We start from the raw sequence: 14,113 nt of genomic DNA, 5'->3' as shown, positions 1-14,113 counted from the left end.
CTAAGCCTCGTCGTCGATACGCCTCGCAGTCAGGCGCCGGCCACGGGTGATCATCTCGATGAATTGCACCGCCGTCAGCGCCTGGGCGAACAGCCAGCCCTGCCCGTAGTTGACGCCTTCGCTGCTGAGCAGCATGGCCTGGGCCTCGTACTCGATACCTTCGGCAATCACCCGCAACTGCAGGGCATGGGCCATGCGGATGATGTGCGGCGCGACACCGCTGCTGGCCGCGTCGTGCCCCAGTGCATCGATAAACGCCTTGTCGATCTTCAGGCAGTCCACCGGCAGCGTCTGCAGGTAGGCGAGGCTGCAATAGCCGGTGCCGAAGTCGTCGATCAGCACCTGGTGCCCGACATCGCGCAGGGCCTGCAGGTTGTCCCGCGCCACCACGACATCGATCAGGCCGCGCTCCGTCACCTCGAAGGCAATCTGGCTGGCCGCCACCCGGTGCGCCCGCAGCAGGCGGCCGATGACTTCGCCGATACGCGGGACCATCACATCGCAGGCCGCCAGGTTGACCGAGATATACAGCTGCGGATTGGCCCGCAGCACCGGCCCGAGCTGTTCCAGCAGGCGCTGCAGGACAAAGTCGGTGATCTGGCGGATCTGTCCGGTGTCTTCCGCCAGGGGAATGAACAGGTCCGGGCTGGTCAGCGTGCCGTCCGGGCGACGCCAGCGGATCAGCGCCTCGGCACCGACACAATGGCGACTGCTCAGCTCGAAGATCGGCTGGTAGAGCACCTGCAACTCGCCCCGACGCAACGCCCCCTGCAACTCGCCATTGAGCGATTGCCGCTGCCGGGCGAACTGCAGGGTCAGGCCGCCGATACAGGCTGCGATCAACAGGCTGGCGGGCAGCAGCCACCACCAGAGGGGGTTGAACTGCAACTGCATGGCACTGCGCGGGGCCACCATCACCAACTGGTACTCGGGGGTTCGGGTCGGCATGCGATAGATCAATTCCTGATCAGTGATCAGCAGCGGGTCCTTGCCCTGGGTCGTCCAGCCCCGCGGCGGCCAATCCTGCACCGGCCCCAGGACCGGAATCGCCCGCTTGCCGTGATTGACCACCACCAGCAGGCTGGCGCCGGGCGGCAGTTCGACGACATCGGTCAGATGGCCGCGGGAGGTGGAGACCCGGAAGTTGCCGCGCCCGAGCATCAGGGCCGCGAGGTTATCGTTGGGCTGGGTCGAGGTGTTGAGCCAGTAGCTGTAGGTCGGGCCACGGATATCCGGCGCCCGGGAGGAGACCTGTGAATCCTGTCGGGGCCGGTTGGAACAGGACTGCACGGCATCGATGTAGAACGCTTCGTAGATAAACCGGTAGCTGAAGCTCAGTTGCTGCAGGGTATCGATCATCTGCGCGTCGCAATCGCGCAGGGGCTGGGCCTCGAGCAGATCGAGGCCTTCACGCAACTGGCCGAAAAGCTGCTCCAGGCGCTCGAGGAAACGCTGGCCCTGGGCATTCATCTGCTCGCTTTCATGCTGCCGCACCTGGCGCACCACCACACCCAGGCTGCCGCTGAGCAGCAAGGCAGTACTGATCGTGGCCGCGAGCAACGCCAGCGACCAGGGACGATGGAACCAGGAGCGCAACGTCTCGCGAGCGGCCGGCATCATGGAATATCCGAAGAATTACCAATGAGTTATAGCAACTGATTGGCAAAATAGCGCTAACCGTCCGGCGGTGACATTATTTTGACCGGTTAAGCACCTGCAGGATCGCCGCACTCTGTGCATCGGCGACGCCATCGAAACGCCCCGGACGGAAGTGCATCTGGAACGCCGCCAGCACATGCCGCGTGGCCACGTCCCATTCGCCGGTCTGCGGCGTGCTGTAGCCCAGGTACTGGAGCTGCTGCTGGAACCAGGTCGCGCTCGGCAACTGATAGGCGTAAACCTCCTGCTGGCGCGCCACAGCCTGCTCGTCCGGCCAGACCCCCAGGCCTTCGGCGGCCAGGCGCTTCCAGGGGAACAGTGGCCCGGGATCCTGTTTGCGCAACGGCGCGATATCGCTGTGGCCGATCACATGGCGTGGCTCGATATGGTTGCGCTTGACGATGTCCTTGAGCAGGACGACCAGGGCCTGGACCTGGGCTTCGCTGTAGGGATACCAGACGCGCCCGGTCGGTGTATCGCGAAAACCCGGATTGACGATTTCGATGCCGATCGAGCTGGAGTTGAGCCAGGTGCGCCCCTGCCACTCGCTTTCCCCGGCGTGCCAGGCGCGCTGGCTTTCATCCACCAGCTTGTAGATGGTCGCGGGATTGTCGTCGCCGATCAGGTAATGGCTGCTGACCTGGCCATGGGTCAGCAGGCGCAACGAATTTTCCATGTTCGCCGAGGTGTAGTGGACGACGACGAATTGCACGCGGTTATCGTGATTGACCGAAGGGTGGCTGCTATCGATGCGCGGGCCGCTGGAGCAACCCGCCAGCACCAGGGCCGCGAAAAGAAGAGGGAGCAATTTCATGAGAGAGACGACAAGCCAGGGCAGTAGCGCACTAGCATAACGTACGGAAGGCGCCGGCACCGGCCAAAGCAAGACTCTGTCACAAAACGACAGGTCCCGTTCAGCCCAGCTCCACCCGGTTGCGCCCGGCATCCTTGGCCCGGTAGAGCGCCTCATCGGCTCTTTTGAGCACATGATCGCTACGCTCGCCGGCCTTGAACGCCGAGACCCCGATCGACACGGTGATGGTGACGCGCTCGCCCTTGAAGTGGAAAGGGCAGGCTTCAATGGCCGCCCGCAGGTTCTCGGCCAGCTTGAGTCCCGCCGCCACTGGCGTCCCCGGCACCAGCAGGACGAATTCCTCGCCGCCGAAACGGGCGATGAAGTCGCTGGGGCGCAGACGCTTGCGCAATACGCTGGCGATGATCTTCAGCACCTTGTCACCGGCCAGGTGGCCGTAGTTGTCATTGATGCGCTTGAAATGATCGAGATCGAGCATAGCGATCAGCAGGGTATTGCCATGCTGCTGCCATTGCGCGACCTCATGGTCCAGGCGCTCGCTCCAGGCGGCGCGGTTGGGCAGGCCGGTGAGCGGATCGATCAGGGCCTTTTGCCGCTGTTCTTCGAGGTGATCGCGATAGCCCTGGGCTTCCTGCTCCATGTGCGCGACGCGCTCGGCCAGGCTTTGCAGGCGGGCGGCGACTTCCTGTTCGCGCAGATCGCGTTGCTGCTGATGCTGGTCCATGGTGCCCAGCAGACCTTCGAGGCGGTTTTCCAGCACATGCTTGAGGCTGTCGAGATCGGCGGCGTCCTGCACGCTGCTCTGCAGGCCACCGACATGCTCACGCAACTGGCTGTGCAATTCATTCGCCACCGAGCGACCTTCGGCATGGCCCTCGCTGGCCGCCTGGAGATGGCTCTGGAACGACTCCAGCCGTTCGTTGAGCTGCTTGAGATACACCTCGAACTCATGCTGGCCGCTGTCGTTGATCGCCAGCATCAGCACCGCCAGATCGTCGAGGATCGGCAGCAACTCGTACCAATTGAGCCCATGTTCGAGTCGATGACGCATGGCTTCGGCATGGGGGCGATGACGCTCGGGCAGCGTCAGGTCGTCCAGCAGGCCGAGCAGGGTGGACTCGATATGCTCGGCCACGGAGCTGTAGGACGGTTCCGGCGATTCCGGCAGCGCATACAGCACATCCGGCTCGGCAGCTTCGGGATCGACCGCCGCCAGGGCCTCGGCCATCACCGGCGGCAACGGCAGGCTGTCGAGGAATGCCGGAGCAGGAGGCGGCACGGGGGTGACCGCCTCGGGCTGGTCGGGGGTTTCAACGGTGGCAGGCGCGGGTTCCGCCGGCGCCGCGGGTGCCACCTCGACCACTGGCGCGACCACGGCATCGCTGGCTGCCGGCGCGTCCGGTGCCGGTGCGCTGGCAGGCGCCGGGACCGGCCCGGAAAGCACCACGGGCGGCGCGTAGGCAACCACTTCGGCGGGGACCGCCGGCAACACCGTCTCGACCTGCGGCTCCGGCTCGCTAGCCGCGACTGCGGGAGCGTCGGCAACGGACGCAACCGCCACGACTGGAGTGACATGCTCGGGCGCGGGTGACGCGCTATCCATCTTCGCTGCAGGCTCCACCGACAGCGGCGAAGCAACCGGCACCGCGGCTGGAGGGGCGGCGACAGGCGCCTGGGGCGGGGCGGCGTCAGTCGCTGGTTCCACCGGTTCTTTCGAGCCGAACAAACGCTGCAACAGTCCCGGACGCTCCGGCCCGGCAGGCTGTTCAAGCTGGGTCAGGGCCTTGCCCTGCAAGCCGCTCAGTTCGCTGAGCAGCAGGGGAATCTCGCGGGCCTGGCCGACCCGGCCATCGAGCTGCTTGGCGAAGTTCTTCAGTGGCCGGCTGACTTCTCGCGGCAGCGGCAGGGACTGCAACTGGGTCACCAGGGCCGTCAAGGCGGTGCTGATCTGCTCGACACGGGTCTCGCGCCGCTGCTCGGAGTCGAGCACGGCTTTTTCCAGGCGTGGCAACAGGGCCGCCAGGGGGCCGTCCATATCGTCGGTGCGCACCACCTCGCGCATTTCCTTCATGCACTGGTCGACCGCGCGATCGGTACCTTCCGCCGCCAGGGTGCTGCGCACCAGCCCACGGCGAAGCAGGTCCAGGCGAGCATCCCAGCGGCGCTCGAGCTTTTCCTGTTGTTCGATGCTTTTAAGGTACTTCTCTTTCCAGCGCTGGGCTTCTTCGCTGCTCATTGCACGGCGTCCGCGAGATTTAGCTACTCAAGGCCGGCAACGTATCAGAACCGATGGAACCTGGCAGGCGAATTTCCACGGCAACCGGTAAATGATCGGAAATCGGCTGGGCCAGCACCTGTACCCGCTCCAGGGTCAGGGTCGGGCTGAGCAGGATATGATCAAGGCAGCGTTGCGGACGCCAGCTGGGAAAGGTCGCCTCGACCTGCGGTGCAACCAGCCCCAGGTCACGCAGGGGCGAGTGTTGCAGCAGGTCACTGGCATGGGTGTTCATGTCGCCCATCAGCACCTGGTGCTTGAAGCCGCCGATCAGCTCACGGATATACGCCAGTTGCCGGGTCCGCGTACGGGCGCCCAGTGCCAGGTGCATCATGACCACCACCAGCGCCTCCGGGCCTTCGCCGAACCGCACCAGGATGGCGCCGCGACCGGCGGGACCGGGCAGCGGATGATCCTCGATCGCCCAGGGACGCAGGCGGCTGAGCACGCCATTGCTGTGCTGGGCCAGGCGACCGAGGTTGCGATTGAGTTGCTGGTACCAGTAGGGAAAGGCCCCGAGCTGGGCCAGGTGCTCGACCTGATTGATGTAGCCCGAGCGCAGGCTGCCGCCATCGGCTTCCTGCAGGGCCACCAGGTCGAAATCGCCGAGCAGGCCGCCGATCTTCTGCAGGTTGTCGGCCCGCCCGGTGTGCGGCAGCAGGTGCTGCCAGCCACGGGTCAGGTAATGCCGGTAACGCTGGGTGCTGATACCGACCTGGATATTGAAGCTGAGCAGCCTCAGGCGGTTGTCCGCCGGCAGGCCGCTGGCTTCCAGATGGTGTTCGTTGACCTTCGGCTCATGAAGGCCAACGATGCGTTCCGAACCCCAGCGAGCCATGGCCGGGCGCCTTACTTGGCGGCTGTCGCGCCGGCCGCCCGCTCTTTGGCGATCAGCTGATCGGCCACGTTCAGCGCCGCTTCCGGACCGCCGGCGGTGCCGAGGTCGAAGCGGTACTTGCCGTTGACGATCATGGTCGGTACGCCAGTGATCTGGTACTGGGTGGCCAGCTTTTTAGCCTGGACAATCTTGCCCTTGATGGCGAAGGAGTTGAAGGTCTGCCGGAACTTCTCCTTGTCGATATTGTTGGCTGCCAGGAGCTCGGCCAGATCATCGGGAATAACAGCGGCGTCGTTCGTATCCTTGTCGATGTCCAGGAGCAGACGCTTGTGCTGCTTTTGAATCGCATCAAAGACGGCGGAATGCACCTTGCTTTCCACGCCCATCGTGTCGAGGGTCAGGAACAGACGACCATGAACATCCCACGCACCGCCGAACATGGCCGGGATACGCACGAAATTCACATCGGCAGGCAGCTTTTCGGCCCACGGATTGATGGTCGGTTCAAAAGCATAGCAATGCGGGCAGCCGTACCAGAAAAACTCGATCACTTCGACCTTGCCGGGAACAGCAACCTGTCCCGGGTTCGCCAGCTCCACATAGGTCTCACCGGGTTTCAACGGTACGTCGGCTGCCTGGGCCGTCATGCCGAACAGGCTGGCGGTGACGAGTGCGGCGCTGAGGATCAGATTACGCATGCTTTACTCCTGGACATTAAGACGTCGCTTCCGTCGCGACCTGTATTTCAGACAGACCGAGCGGGCTCTTAGTTCGTTAGTGTAACGGCAGCGGCCACAAAAAAGGGCGGCCAAGGCCACCCTTTTATCGTTGCAGCGAAGGATTAATCGATCATTAACGCGGGGAAAGATACGCCTCTTTCATCCCGCCGGCCGACTCCAACTCAGTGCAGGCCCTGCACGTAGCTGGAAACCGCCTCGATATCCTTGTTGCTCAGCTTCGCGGCGATGCTCTGCATGATCTTGCTGTCGCCGTCGTTGGTGCGGGTCCCTTCGCGGAAGTCGGTCAGCTGCTTGGCGACGTACTGCGCGTGCTGGCCGCCCAGGTGCGGGAAGCCGGCGGCGGCGTTGCCCGCGCCGTTGGGCGAGTGGCAACCGGTGCAGGACGGCATGCCCTGGTCCAGCTTGCCGCCACGGAACAACTCTTCACCGCGAGCCACGACCTTCGGATCGGCGGCGCCGACACTGCCCTTCTGGCTGGCGAAATAGGCGGCGACGTCGGCAATGTCCTGGTCGCTGAGGTTGGTCAGCAGGCCGGTCATCTCTAGGACGGTACGCTTGCCCGACTTGATGTCGTGCAGTTGCTTGTCCAGGTAACGCTCGCCCTGGCCCGCCAGTTTCGGAAAGTTGGGCGCCATGCTGTTGCCATCAGGACCATGGCAGGCACCACACACAGCGGCTTTTGCCTGACCGGCAGCGGCGTCGCCTGCGGCATGGGCGAGGCCGGTGATCCCCAGGGTCAACAGCAGACTCACGATCAATTTGTTCATCAGCTAATCCAACTACGGCTAAGGGTTAAGAGTTATGGACCGGGCTTACTCGCTCATCCACTGGATGATGCTTCGGTAATCCTCGGCACTGCAGTCCATGCACAAACCACGCGGCGGCATCGCCTTGAAACCCTGAGTCACGTGTTGCACCAGCACGTCCATGCCTTGGGCCATTCTTGGCTTCCAGGCGACCTGATCGCCCTTCTTCGGGGCCATCGGCAGCTGTCCGGCATGACAGGCACTGCAAACACGGTTGTACACGGCTTCCGGATCCTGTGTAGCCTGAGCGCCGCAAAGCGGTATCAGGACACCGACAACGAGCAGCCATCTAGTCATGAAACGACCTTTTCAGGGTTGGGAACGTGCCGCGTTCTATTGCGCAGCCTGGGTCAATCGTCCCCGTGTTCTTCATCCTACGTTGGGACAAAGCGCACACAAAATCTGCGGCATTATATACTGGCGCTACTGAAACGGAAACGACACAGCTTGTCGCGCCCCCCGGCACCGCCCACATCGGAAATCCCATGCAACTCAAGAATCCCATTCTCGGCCTGTGCCAACAGTCCACCTTCATGCTCAGCGCGGCCAAAGTCGACCAGTGCCCGGACGACGAAGGCTTTGAAGTGGCCTTTGCCGGCCGTTCCAATGCCGGCAAGTCCAGTGCGCTGAACACCCTGACCCACGCCAGCCTGGCGCGTACCTCGAAAACACCGGGACGCACACAGCTGTTGAACTTCTTCAAGCTAGACGATGAACGCCGTCTGGTCGACCTTCCGGGCTACGGTTATGCAAAAGTACCGATCCCGCTCAAGCAACACTGGCAGCGTCACCTGGAAGCCTACCTGGGCAGCCGCGAGAGTCTGAAGGGCCTGATCCTGATGATGGACATCCGTCATCCAATGACCGACTTCGACCTGCTGATGCTCGACTGGGCGATCGCCAGCGGCATGCCGATGCACATCCTGCTGACCAAGGCGGACAAGCTGACCTACGGCGCGGCGAAGAACACCCTGCTCAAGGTCCAGGCGGAAATCCGCAAGGGCTGGGGCGACGCGGTGACCATCCAGCTGTTCTCGGCGCCCAAGCGCATGGGCCTGGAAGAGGCCTACACTGTATTGGCGGACTGGATGGAACTGGCGGACAAGGGAAGCGAAGCGCAGGCCGAATAACCAGAGCGGACGCGGAGCGTCCGGGGCGGCATTCCCACGCGGAGCGTGGGAACGATCAATGACCAGCGCGGACGAAAAAGCGGCGTTCAGCGCCCTGAATGAGCGTTTTTCGTCCGTTTTCAACGCAGCCTGGGCGCACCACAGGTCGTTCGGGACAAAAAAAACCCCGGACTTCGTATGGGGAGGGGAAGTTCGGGGTCCAAGTTCCGGACCGCTAGGGCGGGGTCCAGATATCTGCCAACACTTAACACAACATAGGAGCATCGAAGGGCTTCACCAGCCATTCAGTAACTCTGAGTCCGGTTTCACCGGTTTAGTTCCGAACTGTTTCAAAAACTATTTGGCATAGCCCCTGAACATTTCAGAACTAATGGCATTTCGATGCTGTTTCCGTAGGAGCCGGCTTGCTGGCGATGGCGTCCGGATGGGCGCCGCAAGGCTCAAGGGCCTCATCGCCGGCAAGCCGGCTCCTACAGGTGAGCGCGGCGCATCCGGGCTCAGTGCGCCTCGTCCCAGTTGTTGCCCACCCCGACTTCGACCAGCAACGGCACGTCCAGCTGCACCGCGCCGCTCATGTGCTCGCGGATCTTCTCGCTGACCTCGGCCACCAGGTCCTCACGCACCTCGAGCACCAGTTCGTCGTGCACCTGGAGAATGACCTTGGCATCCAGGCCGGAACTGGTCAGCCAGTCGTCCACCTTGACCATCGCCTTCTTGATGATGTCCGCCGCGGTGCCCTGCATCGGCGCGTTGATCGCCGTGCGCTCGGCCGCCGCGCGCTCCTGGGGCCGGTTGGAATGGATATCCGGCAGGTACAGCCGGCGGCCGAACAGGGTCTCGACGTAGCCCTGTTCCGATGCCTGGCCGCGGGTGCGCTCCATGTACTCGCGAACGCCTGGGTAACGGGCGAAGTAGACATCGATATAGGCCTTGGCGGTCTTGGTGTCGACGCCGATGTCCTTGCCCAGTTTCTGCGCGCCCATGCCGTAGATCAGGCCGAAGTTGATCGCCTTGGCGCTGCGCCGCTGGTCGGAAGTGACCTCGTCCAGCTCGACCTTGAATACCTCGGCCGCCGTCGCCGTGTGCACGTCGAGGTTGTCGCGGAAGGCATTGAGCAGACCTTCGTCCTTCGACAGGTGGGCCATGATCCGCAGCTCGATCTGCGAATAGTCCGCCGCCAGCAGCTTGTAGCCCTTAGGGGCGACAAACGCCTGGCGGATGCGCCGCCCCTCGGCGGTGCGCACGGGGATGTTCTGCAGGTTCGGATCGCTGGAGGACAGACGCCCGGTGGCGGCCACGGCCTGGTGATAGGAGGTGTGGATACGCCCGGTGCGCGGGTTGATCTGCTCCGGCAGGCGATCGGTGTAGGTGCTCTTGAGCTTGCTCATGGAGCGGTACTGCATCAGCACCTTGGGCAGCGGATAGTCGTCTTCGGCCAGCTTGGCGAGGACTTCCTCGGCGGTGGAGGCCTGGCCCTTGCCAGTCTTCTTCAGCACCGGCAAGCCGAGTTTCTCGTAGAGAATGACCCCCAACTGCTTGGGCGAGCCGAGATTGAACTCTTCACCGGCGATCTCGAACGCCTGGCGCTCCAGCTCGACCATCTTGTTGCCCAGCTCGATGCTCTGGACGCCCAGCAGGTCCTTGTCCACCAGGGCACCCTGGCGCTCGATCCGGGCCAGTACCGGCACCAGCGGGATCTCGATATCGCTGAGCACGCTGGCCAGGCTCGGAATAGCGGCCAGTTGCTCATGCAGCGCCTGGTGCAGGCGCAGGGTCACGTCGGCGTCTTCCGCCGCATAGTGGCCGGCCTGTTCCAGGGGAATCTGGTCGAAGGTCAGTTGCTTGGCGCCCTTGCCGGCGATGTCCTGGAAGCTGACGGTGTCGTGGTCGAGGTACTTCTTCGCCAGGCTGTCCATGTCGTGACGGGTCGCGGTGGAATTCAGCACGTAGGATTCGAGCATGGTGTCGAAGGCAATGCCGCGCACGGTGATGCCCTGCGAAGGGTCGCCGCCGATGGCGCAATTGGCCAGGATATTCATGTCGAACTTGGCGTGCTGGCCGACCTTGAGCTTGTCCGGGTCTTCCAGCAGCGGTTTCAGCGCCAGCAGCACGCTGTCACGGTCCAGTTGCTCCGGCACGCCTATATAGGAGTGGGTCAACGGGATATAGGCCGCTTCATTGGCCTGCACGGCAAAGGAAAGCCCGACCAGCTGCGCCTGCTGGGCGTCGATCCCGGTGGTTTCGGTATCGAAGGCGAACAACCTGGCGTCCTTGAGCTTCTGCAACCAGACATCGAAGCGGGCCTGGTCGAGGATGGTTTCGTACCGCGGCTCGCCGGACACCGGCTCCACCGCTGCGACACCATCCGCGGCGGCCGGCTCGGGGGCTGTCGGGGCGGACTCGGCAACGGCCTGCAGTTCGGCGCGCTTGGCTTCGCGCTGCAACTCGTCGATCCAGCTCTTGAACTCCAGCGTGGCATACAGCTCGGCGAGCTTTTCCCGGTCCGGCTCGCCCAGGTGCAGGTCCTCCAGGCCGATATCCAGCGGCACATCGACCTTGATCGTCGCCAGCCGGTAGGACAGGAAGGCCATTTCTTCATGTTCGAGCAATTTGGCCGGCAGGGTTTTCGCCCCACGGATCGGCAGGGTCGGTACCAGGTCAAGGTTGGCGTAGAGTTCCTTGAGGCCACCGTTGACCCCCACCAGCAGGGCGACGGCAGTCTTCTCGCCCACGCCCTTGACCCCGGGGATGTTGTCGGAAGAGTCGCCCATCAGCGCCAGCAGGTCGATGATCTGCTCGGGAGCGACGCCAAACTTCGCCTTCACGCCAGCCACGTCCATGGACGTTTCGTTCATGGTGTTGACCAGGGTAATGTGCCCGTCGACCAACTGCGCCATGTCCTTGTCGCCGGTGGAAATCACCACCGGGCGGTCCGCCGCCGCGCTGCTGCGGGCGAGGGTGCCGATCACATCGTCGGCCTCCACGCCTTCCACGCACAGCAGCGGGAAGCCCATGGCACGGACGCTGGCATGCAGCGGTTCGATCTGCACGCGCATGTCATCGGGCATGCTCGGACGGTTGGCCTTGTAGTCGGCGTACATCTCGTCGCGAAAGGTCCCGCCCTTGGCGTCGAACACCACAGCAAACGGGCTGTCCGGGTACTGCTTGCGCAGGCTGCGGAGCATGTTCAGGACGCCCTTCACCGCGCCGGTCGGCAGACCTTTGGAAGTGGTGAGCGGCGGCATCGCGTGAAACGCGCGGTAGAGGTACGAAGAACCGTCCACCAGGACGAGAGGGGCTTTGCTCATGAGCACGATCAACCTTTTCGGCGGGTCCGGCGCTAGAATAGCGGGACCGTTGACGACAAAGGGACAAGGTTATCATGCGCACGCTCAATCGCCTGTTGTTGGCCGGCCTGTTTGCGATCACTCCGCTGGCGGCCATCGCCGCGGATGACGCACCCTCGGCCGATCCGGAAGTCACCATCCGCACGGAAGGCGATAAAGTCATCCAGGAGTACCGGCAAAATGGCTTTCTGTACGCCATCAAGGTCACCCCCAAGGGTGCCCCGCCTTACTTCCTGGTACGCGCCGACGGAAGTGATGCAAACTTTATCCGTTCGGACCAGCCGGATATGCTGATTCCGTCATGGAAGATCTTCGAATGGAAATAGCCCTTTAACCTTGATCGGCGCCGGCTCAATCGCGGCGCCCGTACTGGCAGTTCTAACCATGTCTGTGTTCACCCCCCTGGCTCGGCCTGAGCTGGAAACCTTTCTCGCCCCTTACGGGCTCGGTCGTTTGCTCGATTTCCAGGGAATTGCCGCCGGTAGCGAAAACACCAATTTCTTTATCAGCCTGGAGAAGGGCGAATACGTCCTGACCCTGGTGGAGCGCGGGCCGGTCCAGGAAATGCCGTTCTTCATCGACCTGCTGGACGTGCTCCATGGCGCCGACCTGCCGGTGCCCTACGCCCTGCGCACCACCGATGGCGAGGCCCTGCGCGAGCTGGCCGGCAAGCCGGCGCTGCTGCAACCGCGCCTGGCCGGCAAGCACATCAAGCAGGCCAATGCCCAGCATTGCGCGCAGGTGGGCGAACTGCTCGGCCACCTGCACTTGGCGACCCGCGACAGAATCCTCGAACGTCGCACCGATCGCGGCCTGGACTGGATGCTCGAAGAGGGCGCCCAGTTCATGTCGCACCTGAGCGCCGAGCCCCAGGCCCTGCTGCAGGCGGCACTGGATGAGATCACCCGGCTCAAGGCGCAGATCCTCGCCCTGCCACGGGCGAACATCCACGCCGACCTGTTCCGTGACAACACGATGTTCGAAGGCACGCACCTGACCGGCCTGATCGACTTCTACAACGCCTGCTCCGGGCCGATGCTGTATGACGTGGCGATTGCCTTGAATGACTGGTGCTCGGACGACGCCGGCCAGATCGACGGCCAACGCGCACGGGCGCTGCTGGGGGCCTACGCCGGCCTGCGGCCCTTTACCGCGGCCGAGGCCGAGTTGTGGCCGACACTGCTGCGGGTGGCGTGCGTGCGCTTCTGGCTGTCCCGGCTGATCGCCGCCGAGTCCTTTGCCGGACAGGACGTGCTGATTCACGATCCGATGGAGTTCCAGCTGCGCCTGGCGCAGCGGCAGAAGATCAGCACACCGCTGCCGTTTGCCCTGTAAAACCGTTCCCCTTGCCGGCGATGGTGCTCGATCAGGCGATGCAAGGCTCCAGGGCCTCATCGCTGGCAAGCCAGCTCCCACAGGGCGTTGTGGCGAACACCGAAGTGGCAGACGACACACGCCTCCTGTAGGAGCCGGCTTGCTGGCGATGGCGGCCGATCAGGCGATGCAAGGCCTCAGGGCCTCATCGCTGGCAAGCCAGCTCCTACAGGGATTCCAGGCAACCCGCCAGGTCGTTGCCGAGTTTCTCCAGCACCTGCTCGTAACCATGGGCAGCCGCCGGTGTATAACCGCCCAGGGCATCCAGCTCCGCCAGTTTCACCGGCAGGCCGGAGACCAGGGTCTCGGCCAGGCGCGGGCGCAACGGCGGCTCGCTGAACACACAGGTCTTGCCGACTTCCTGCAGGCGCGTACGCATCGCCGCGACATGCTGGGCACCGGGCTGCACTTCGGCGGCCACGCTGAACACGCCGGTGTGCTTGAGCCCGTAGGCGTCCTCGAAGTAATCGAATGCCTCGTGGAAAACGAAGTACGGCTTGTTGGCAACGCCGGCCAGGCGCGCTTTCAGACGCGCATCCAGCGCATCCAGGCGCCCGTCGAACGCCTCGACATTGTGCTGGTAGCGCTGGGCGTTGGCCGGATCGGCCTTGCTCAGGTCGGCGGCCATGCGCGCGGCGATCACCCGCGCATTCACCGTCGACAGCCACAAGTGTGCATCCAGCGAACCCGGGCGGTGGTCGTGGTCGTGCTCATCGGCGTCTTCGGCATGGGAATGGCTGTCTTCGGCGAAACGGCGCAGCTTCATGCCCGGCAGGTCCTGCACCGCCACGGCCGGCAGGCTGCGGCCCTTGAGCACCCGTGGCAGAAAGCTTTCCATGTCCGGCCCGATCCAGTAGAGCAGGTCCACCGACTGCACCTTGCGCACGTCGGAAGGCCGCAGCGCGTAGTTGTGCGGCGAAGCCCCCGGCGGCAACAGCACCTCGGGCGTGTCCACGCCGTCCTGCACCGCGGCGGCGATCAGTTGCAGGGGCTTGATGCTGGTCAGGACGTTGACCTGGGCCTGGACAGGGCCGATCACGAACAAACCGGCGCTTAAAGCGACAAAAAAGGTAAAAAGACGGGACACGATGGGCACTCAAGGCGGCAGGAACAGGTAACATAATAACGTC

Annotated in this window: 12 protein-coding genes; 3 read left to right on the top strand and 9 right to left on the bottom strand. The window is 63.7% G+C overall.

From position 1 onward, the window contains the following. The 7 genes from HX881_RS26780 to HX881_RS26750 form a co-directional block, all read right to left on the bottom strand. On the bottom strand, nt 1–1,617 hold the full coding sequence (locus tag HX881_RS26780; RefSeq protein WP_177087471.1) for an EAL domain-containing protein: 1,617 nt from the start codon (nt 1,615–1,617) through the stop codon (nt 1–3). Nucleotides 1,618–1,693: 76 nt separating this feature from the next. Beyond that, the gene (locus HX881_RS26775) at nt 1,694–2,473 is read right to left on the bottom strand and encodes an N-acetylmuramoyl-L-alanine amidase (protein ID WP_177087429.1); all 780 of its coding nucleotides are present in this window, start codon (nt 2,471–2,473) and stop codon (nt 1,694–1,696) included. A 100-nt stretch (nt 2,474–2,573) separates the two neighbouring features. Further along, a complete protein-coding gene (locus tag HX881_RS26770) occupies nt 2,574–4,709 on the bottom strand; it encodes a GGDEF domain-containing protein (protein ID WP_177087427.1) in 2,136 nt (711 codons plus the stop codon). A 19-nt stretch (nt 4,710–4,728) separates the two neighbouring features. Then, nucleotides 4,729–5,586, bottom strand: coding sequence for an endonuclease/exonuclease/phosphatase family protein (locus HX881_RS26765; RefSeq protein ID WP_017129197.1), 858 nt, complete (start codon nt 5,584–5,586; stop codon nt 4,729–4,731). Between the two features lie 11 nt (nt 5,587–5,597). After that, a complete protein-coding gene (locus HX881_RS26760; RefSeq protein WP_177087425.1) occupies nt 5,598–6,284 on the bottom strand; it encodes a thiol:disulfide interchange protein DsbA/DsbL in 687 nt (228 codons plus the stop codon). A gap of 203 nt (nt 6,285–6,487) precedes the next feature. Next, nucleotides 6,488–7,093, bottom strand: coding sequence for a c-type cytochrome (locus HX881_RS26755; protein ID WP_017129199.1), 606 nt, complete (start codon nt 7,091–7,093; stop codon nt 6,488–6,490). Between the two features lie 45 nt (nt 7,094–7,138). Further along, nucleotides 7,139–7,429: a c-type cytochrome gene (locus HX881_RS26750; protein WP_042936980.1), complete on the bottom strand. Its 291-nt coding sequence runs from the start codon at nt 7,427–7,429 to the stop codon at nt 7,139–7,141. Nucleotides 7,430–7,617: 188 nt separating this feature from the next. On the opposite strand from HX881_RS26750, the gene yihA reads away from it, so the two are divergent. Beyond that, a complete protein-coding gene (gene yihA / locus HX881_RS26745; protein ID WP_177087423.1) occupies nt 7,618–8,262 on the top strand; it encodes a ribosome biogenesis GTP-binding protein YihA/YsxC in 645 nt (214 codons plus the stop codon). Nucleotides 8,263–8,759: 497 nt separating this feature from the next. Here yihA and polA read toward each other — a convergent pair whose 3' ends face one another. Then, on the bottom strand, nt 8,760–11,570 hold the full coding sequence (gene polA / locus HX881_RS26740; RefSeq protein WP_177087421.1) for a DNA polymerase I: 2,811 nt from the start codon (nt 11,568–11,570) through the stop codon (nt 8,760–8,762). A gap of 74 nt (nt 11,571–11,644) precedes the next feature. Here polA and HX881_RS26735 point away from each other — a divergent pair, with 74 nt between their 5' ends. Continuing rightward, the gene (locus HX881_RS26735; protein ID WP_017129203.1) at nt 11,645–11,935 is read left to right on the top strand and encodes a DUF2782 domain-containing protein; all 291 of its coding nucleotides are present in this window, start codon (nt 11,645–11,647) and stop codon (nt 11,933–11,935) included. Nucleotides 11,936–11,993: 58 nt separating this feature from the next. Then, nucleotides 11,994–12,944 carry a homoserine kinase gene (locus HX881_RS26730; protein WP_177087419.1) on the top strand — a complete coding sequence of 317 codons (951 nt, stop codon included), beginning with the start codon at nt 11,994–11,996 and terminating at the stop codon, nt 12,942–12,944. A 205-nt stretch (nt 12,945–13,149) separates the two neighbouring features. On the opposite strand, the gene HX881_RS26725 is transcribed toward HX881_RS26730, so the two are convergent. Beyond that, nucleotides 13,150–14,079, bottom strand: a complete 930-nt coding sequence (locus HX881_RS26725) for a metal ABC transporter solute-binding protein, Zn/Mn family (protein ID WP_177087417.1) — start codon at nt 14,077–14,079, stop codon at nt 13,150–13,152. Between the last annotated feature and the right edge of the window lie 34 nt (nt 14,080–14,113).

The sequence above is a fragment of the Pseudomonas gingeri genome (assembly GCF_013386115.1).
Classification (GTDB): Bacteria; Pseudomonadota; Gammaproteobacteria; order Pseudomonadales; family Pseudomonadaceae; genus Aquipseudomonas; species Aquipseudomonas gingeri.
Note: the sequence above shows the minus strand (reverse complement) of the source record. Positions and strands in the feature narration are given on the sequence as shown.

Excerpts from the sequence above, each read along its gene's own strand:
- HX881_RS26780 (WP_177087471.1), bottom strand. The coding sequence starts at position 1,617 with ATGCCGGCCGCTCGCGAGACGTTGCGCTCCTGGTTCCATCGTCCCTGG.
- HX881_RS26775 (WP_177087429.1), bottom strand. The coding sequence starts at position 2,473 with ATGAAATTGCTCCCTCTTCTTTTCGCGGCCCTGGTGCTGGCGGGTTGC.
- HX881_RS26770 (WP_177087427.1), bottom strand. The coding sequence starts at position 4,709 with ATGAGCAGCGAAGAAGCCCAGCGCTGGAAAGAGAAGTACCTTAAAAGC.
- HX881_RS26765 (WP_017129197.1), bottom strand. The coding sequence starts at position 5,586 with ATGGCTCGCTGGGGTTCGGAACGCATCGTTGGCCTTCATGAGCCGAAG.
- HX881_RS26760 (WP_177087425.1), bottom strand. The coding sequence starts at position 6,284 with ATGCGTAATCTGATCCTCAGCGCCGCACTCGTCACCGCCAGCCTGTTC.
- HX881_RS26755 (WP_017129199.1), bottom strand. The coding sequence starts at position 7,093 with ATGAACAAATTGATCGTGAGTCTGCTGTTGACCCTGGGGATCACCGGC.
- HX881_RS26750 (WP_042936980.1), bottom strand. The coding sequence starts at position 7,429 with ATGACTAGATGGCTGCTCGTTGTCGGTGTCCTGATACCGCTTTGCGGC.
- yihA (WP_177087423.1), top strand. The coding sequence starts at position 7,618 with ATGCAACTCAAGAATCCCATTCTCGGCCTGTGCCAACAGTCCACCTTC.
- polA (WP_177087421.1), bottom strand. The coding sequence starts at position 11,570 with ATGAGCAAAGCCCCTCTCGTCCTGGTGGACGGTTCTTCGTACCTCTAC.
- HX881_RS26735 (WP_017129203.1), top strand. The coding sequence starts at position 11,645 with ATGCGCACGCTCAATCGCCTGTTGTTGGCCGGCCTGTTTGCGATCACT.
- HX881_RS26730 (WP_177087419.1), top strand. The coding sequence starts at position 11,994 with ATGTCTGTGTTCACCCCCCTGGCTCGGCCTGAGCTGGAAACCTTTCTC.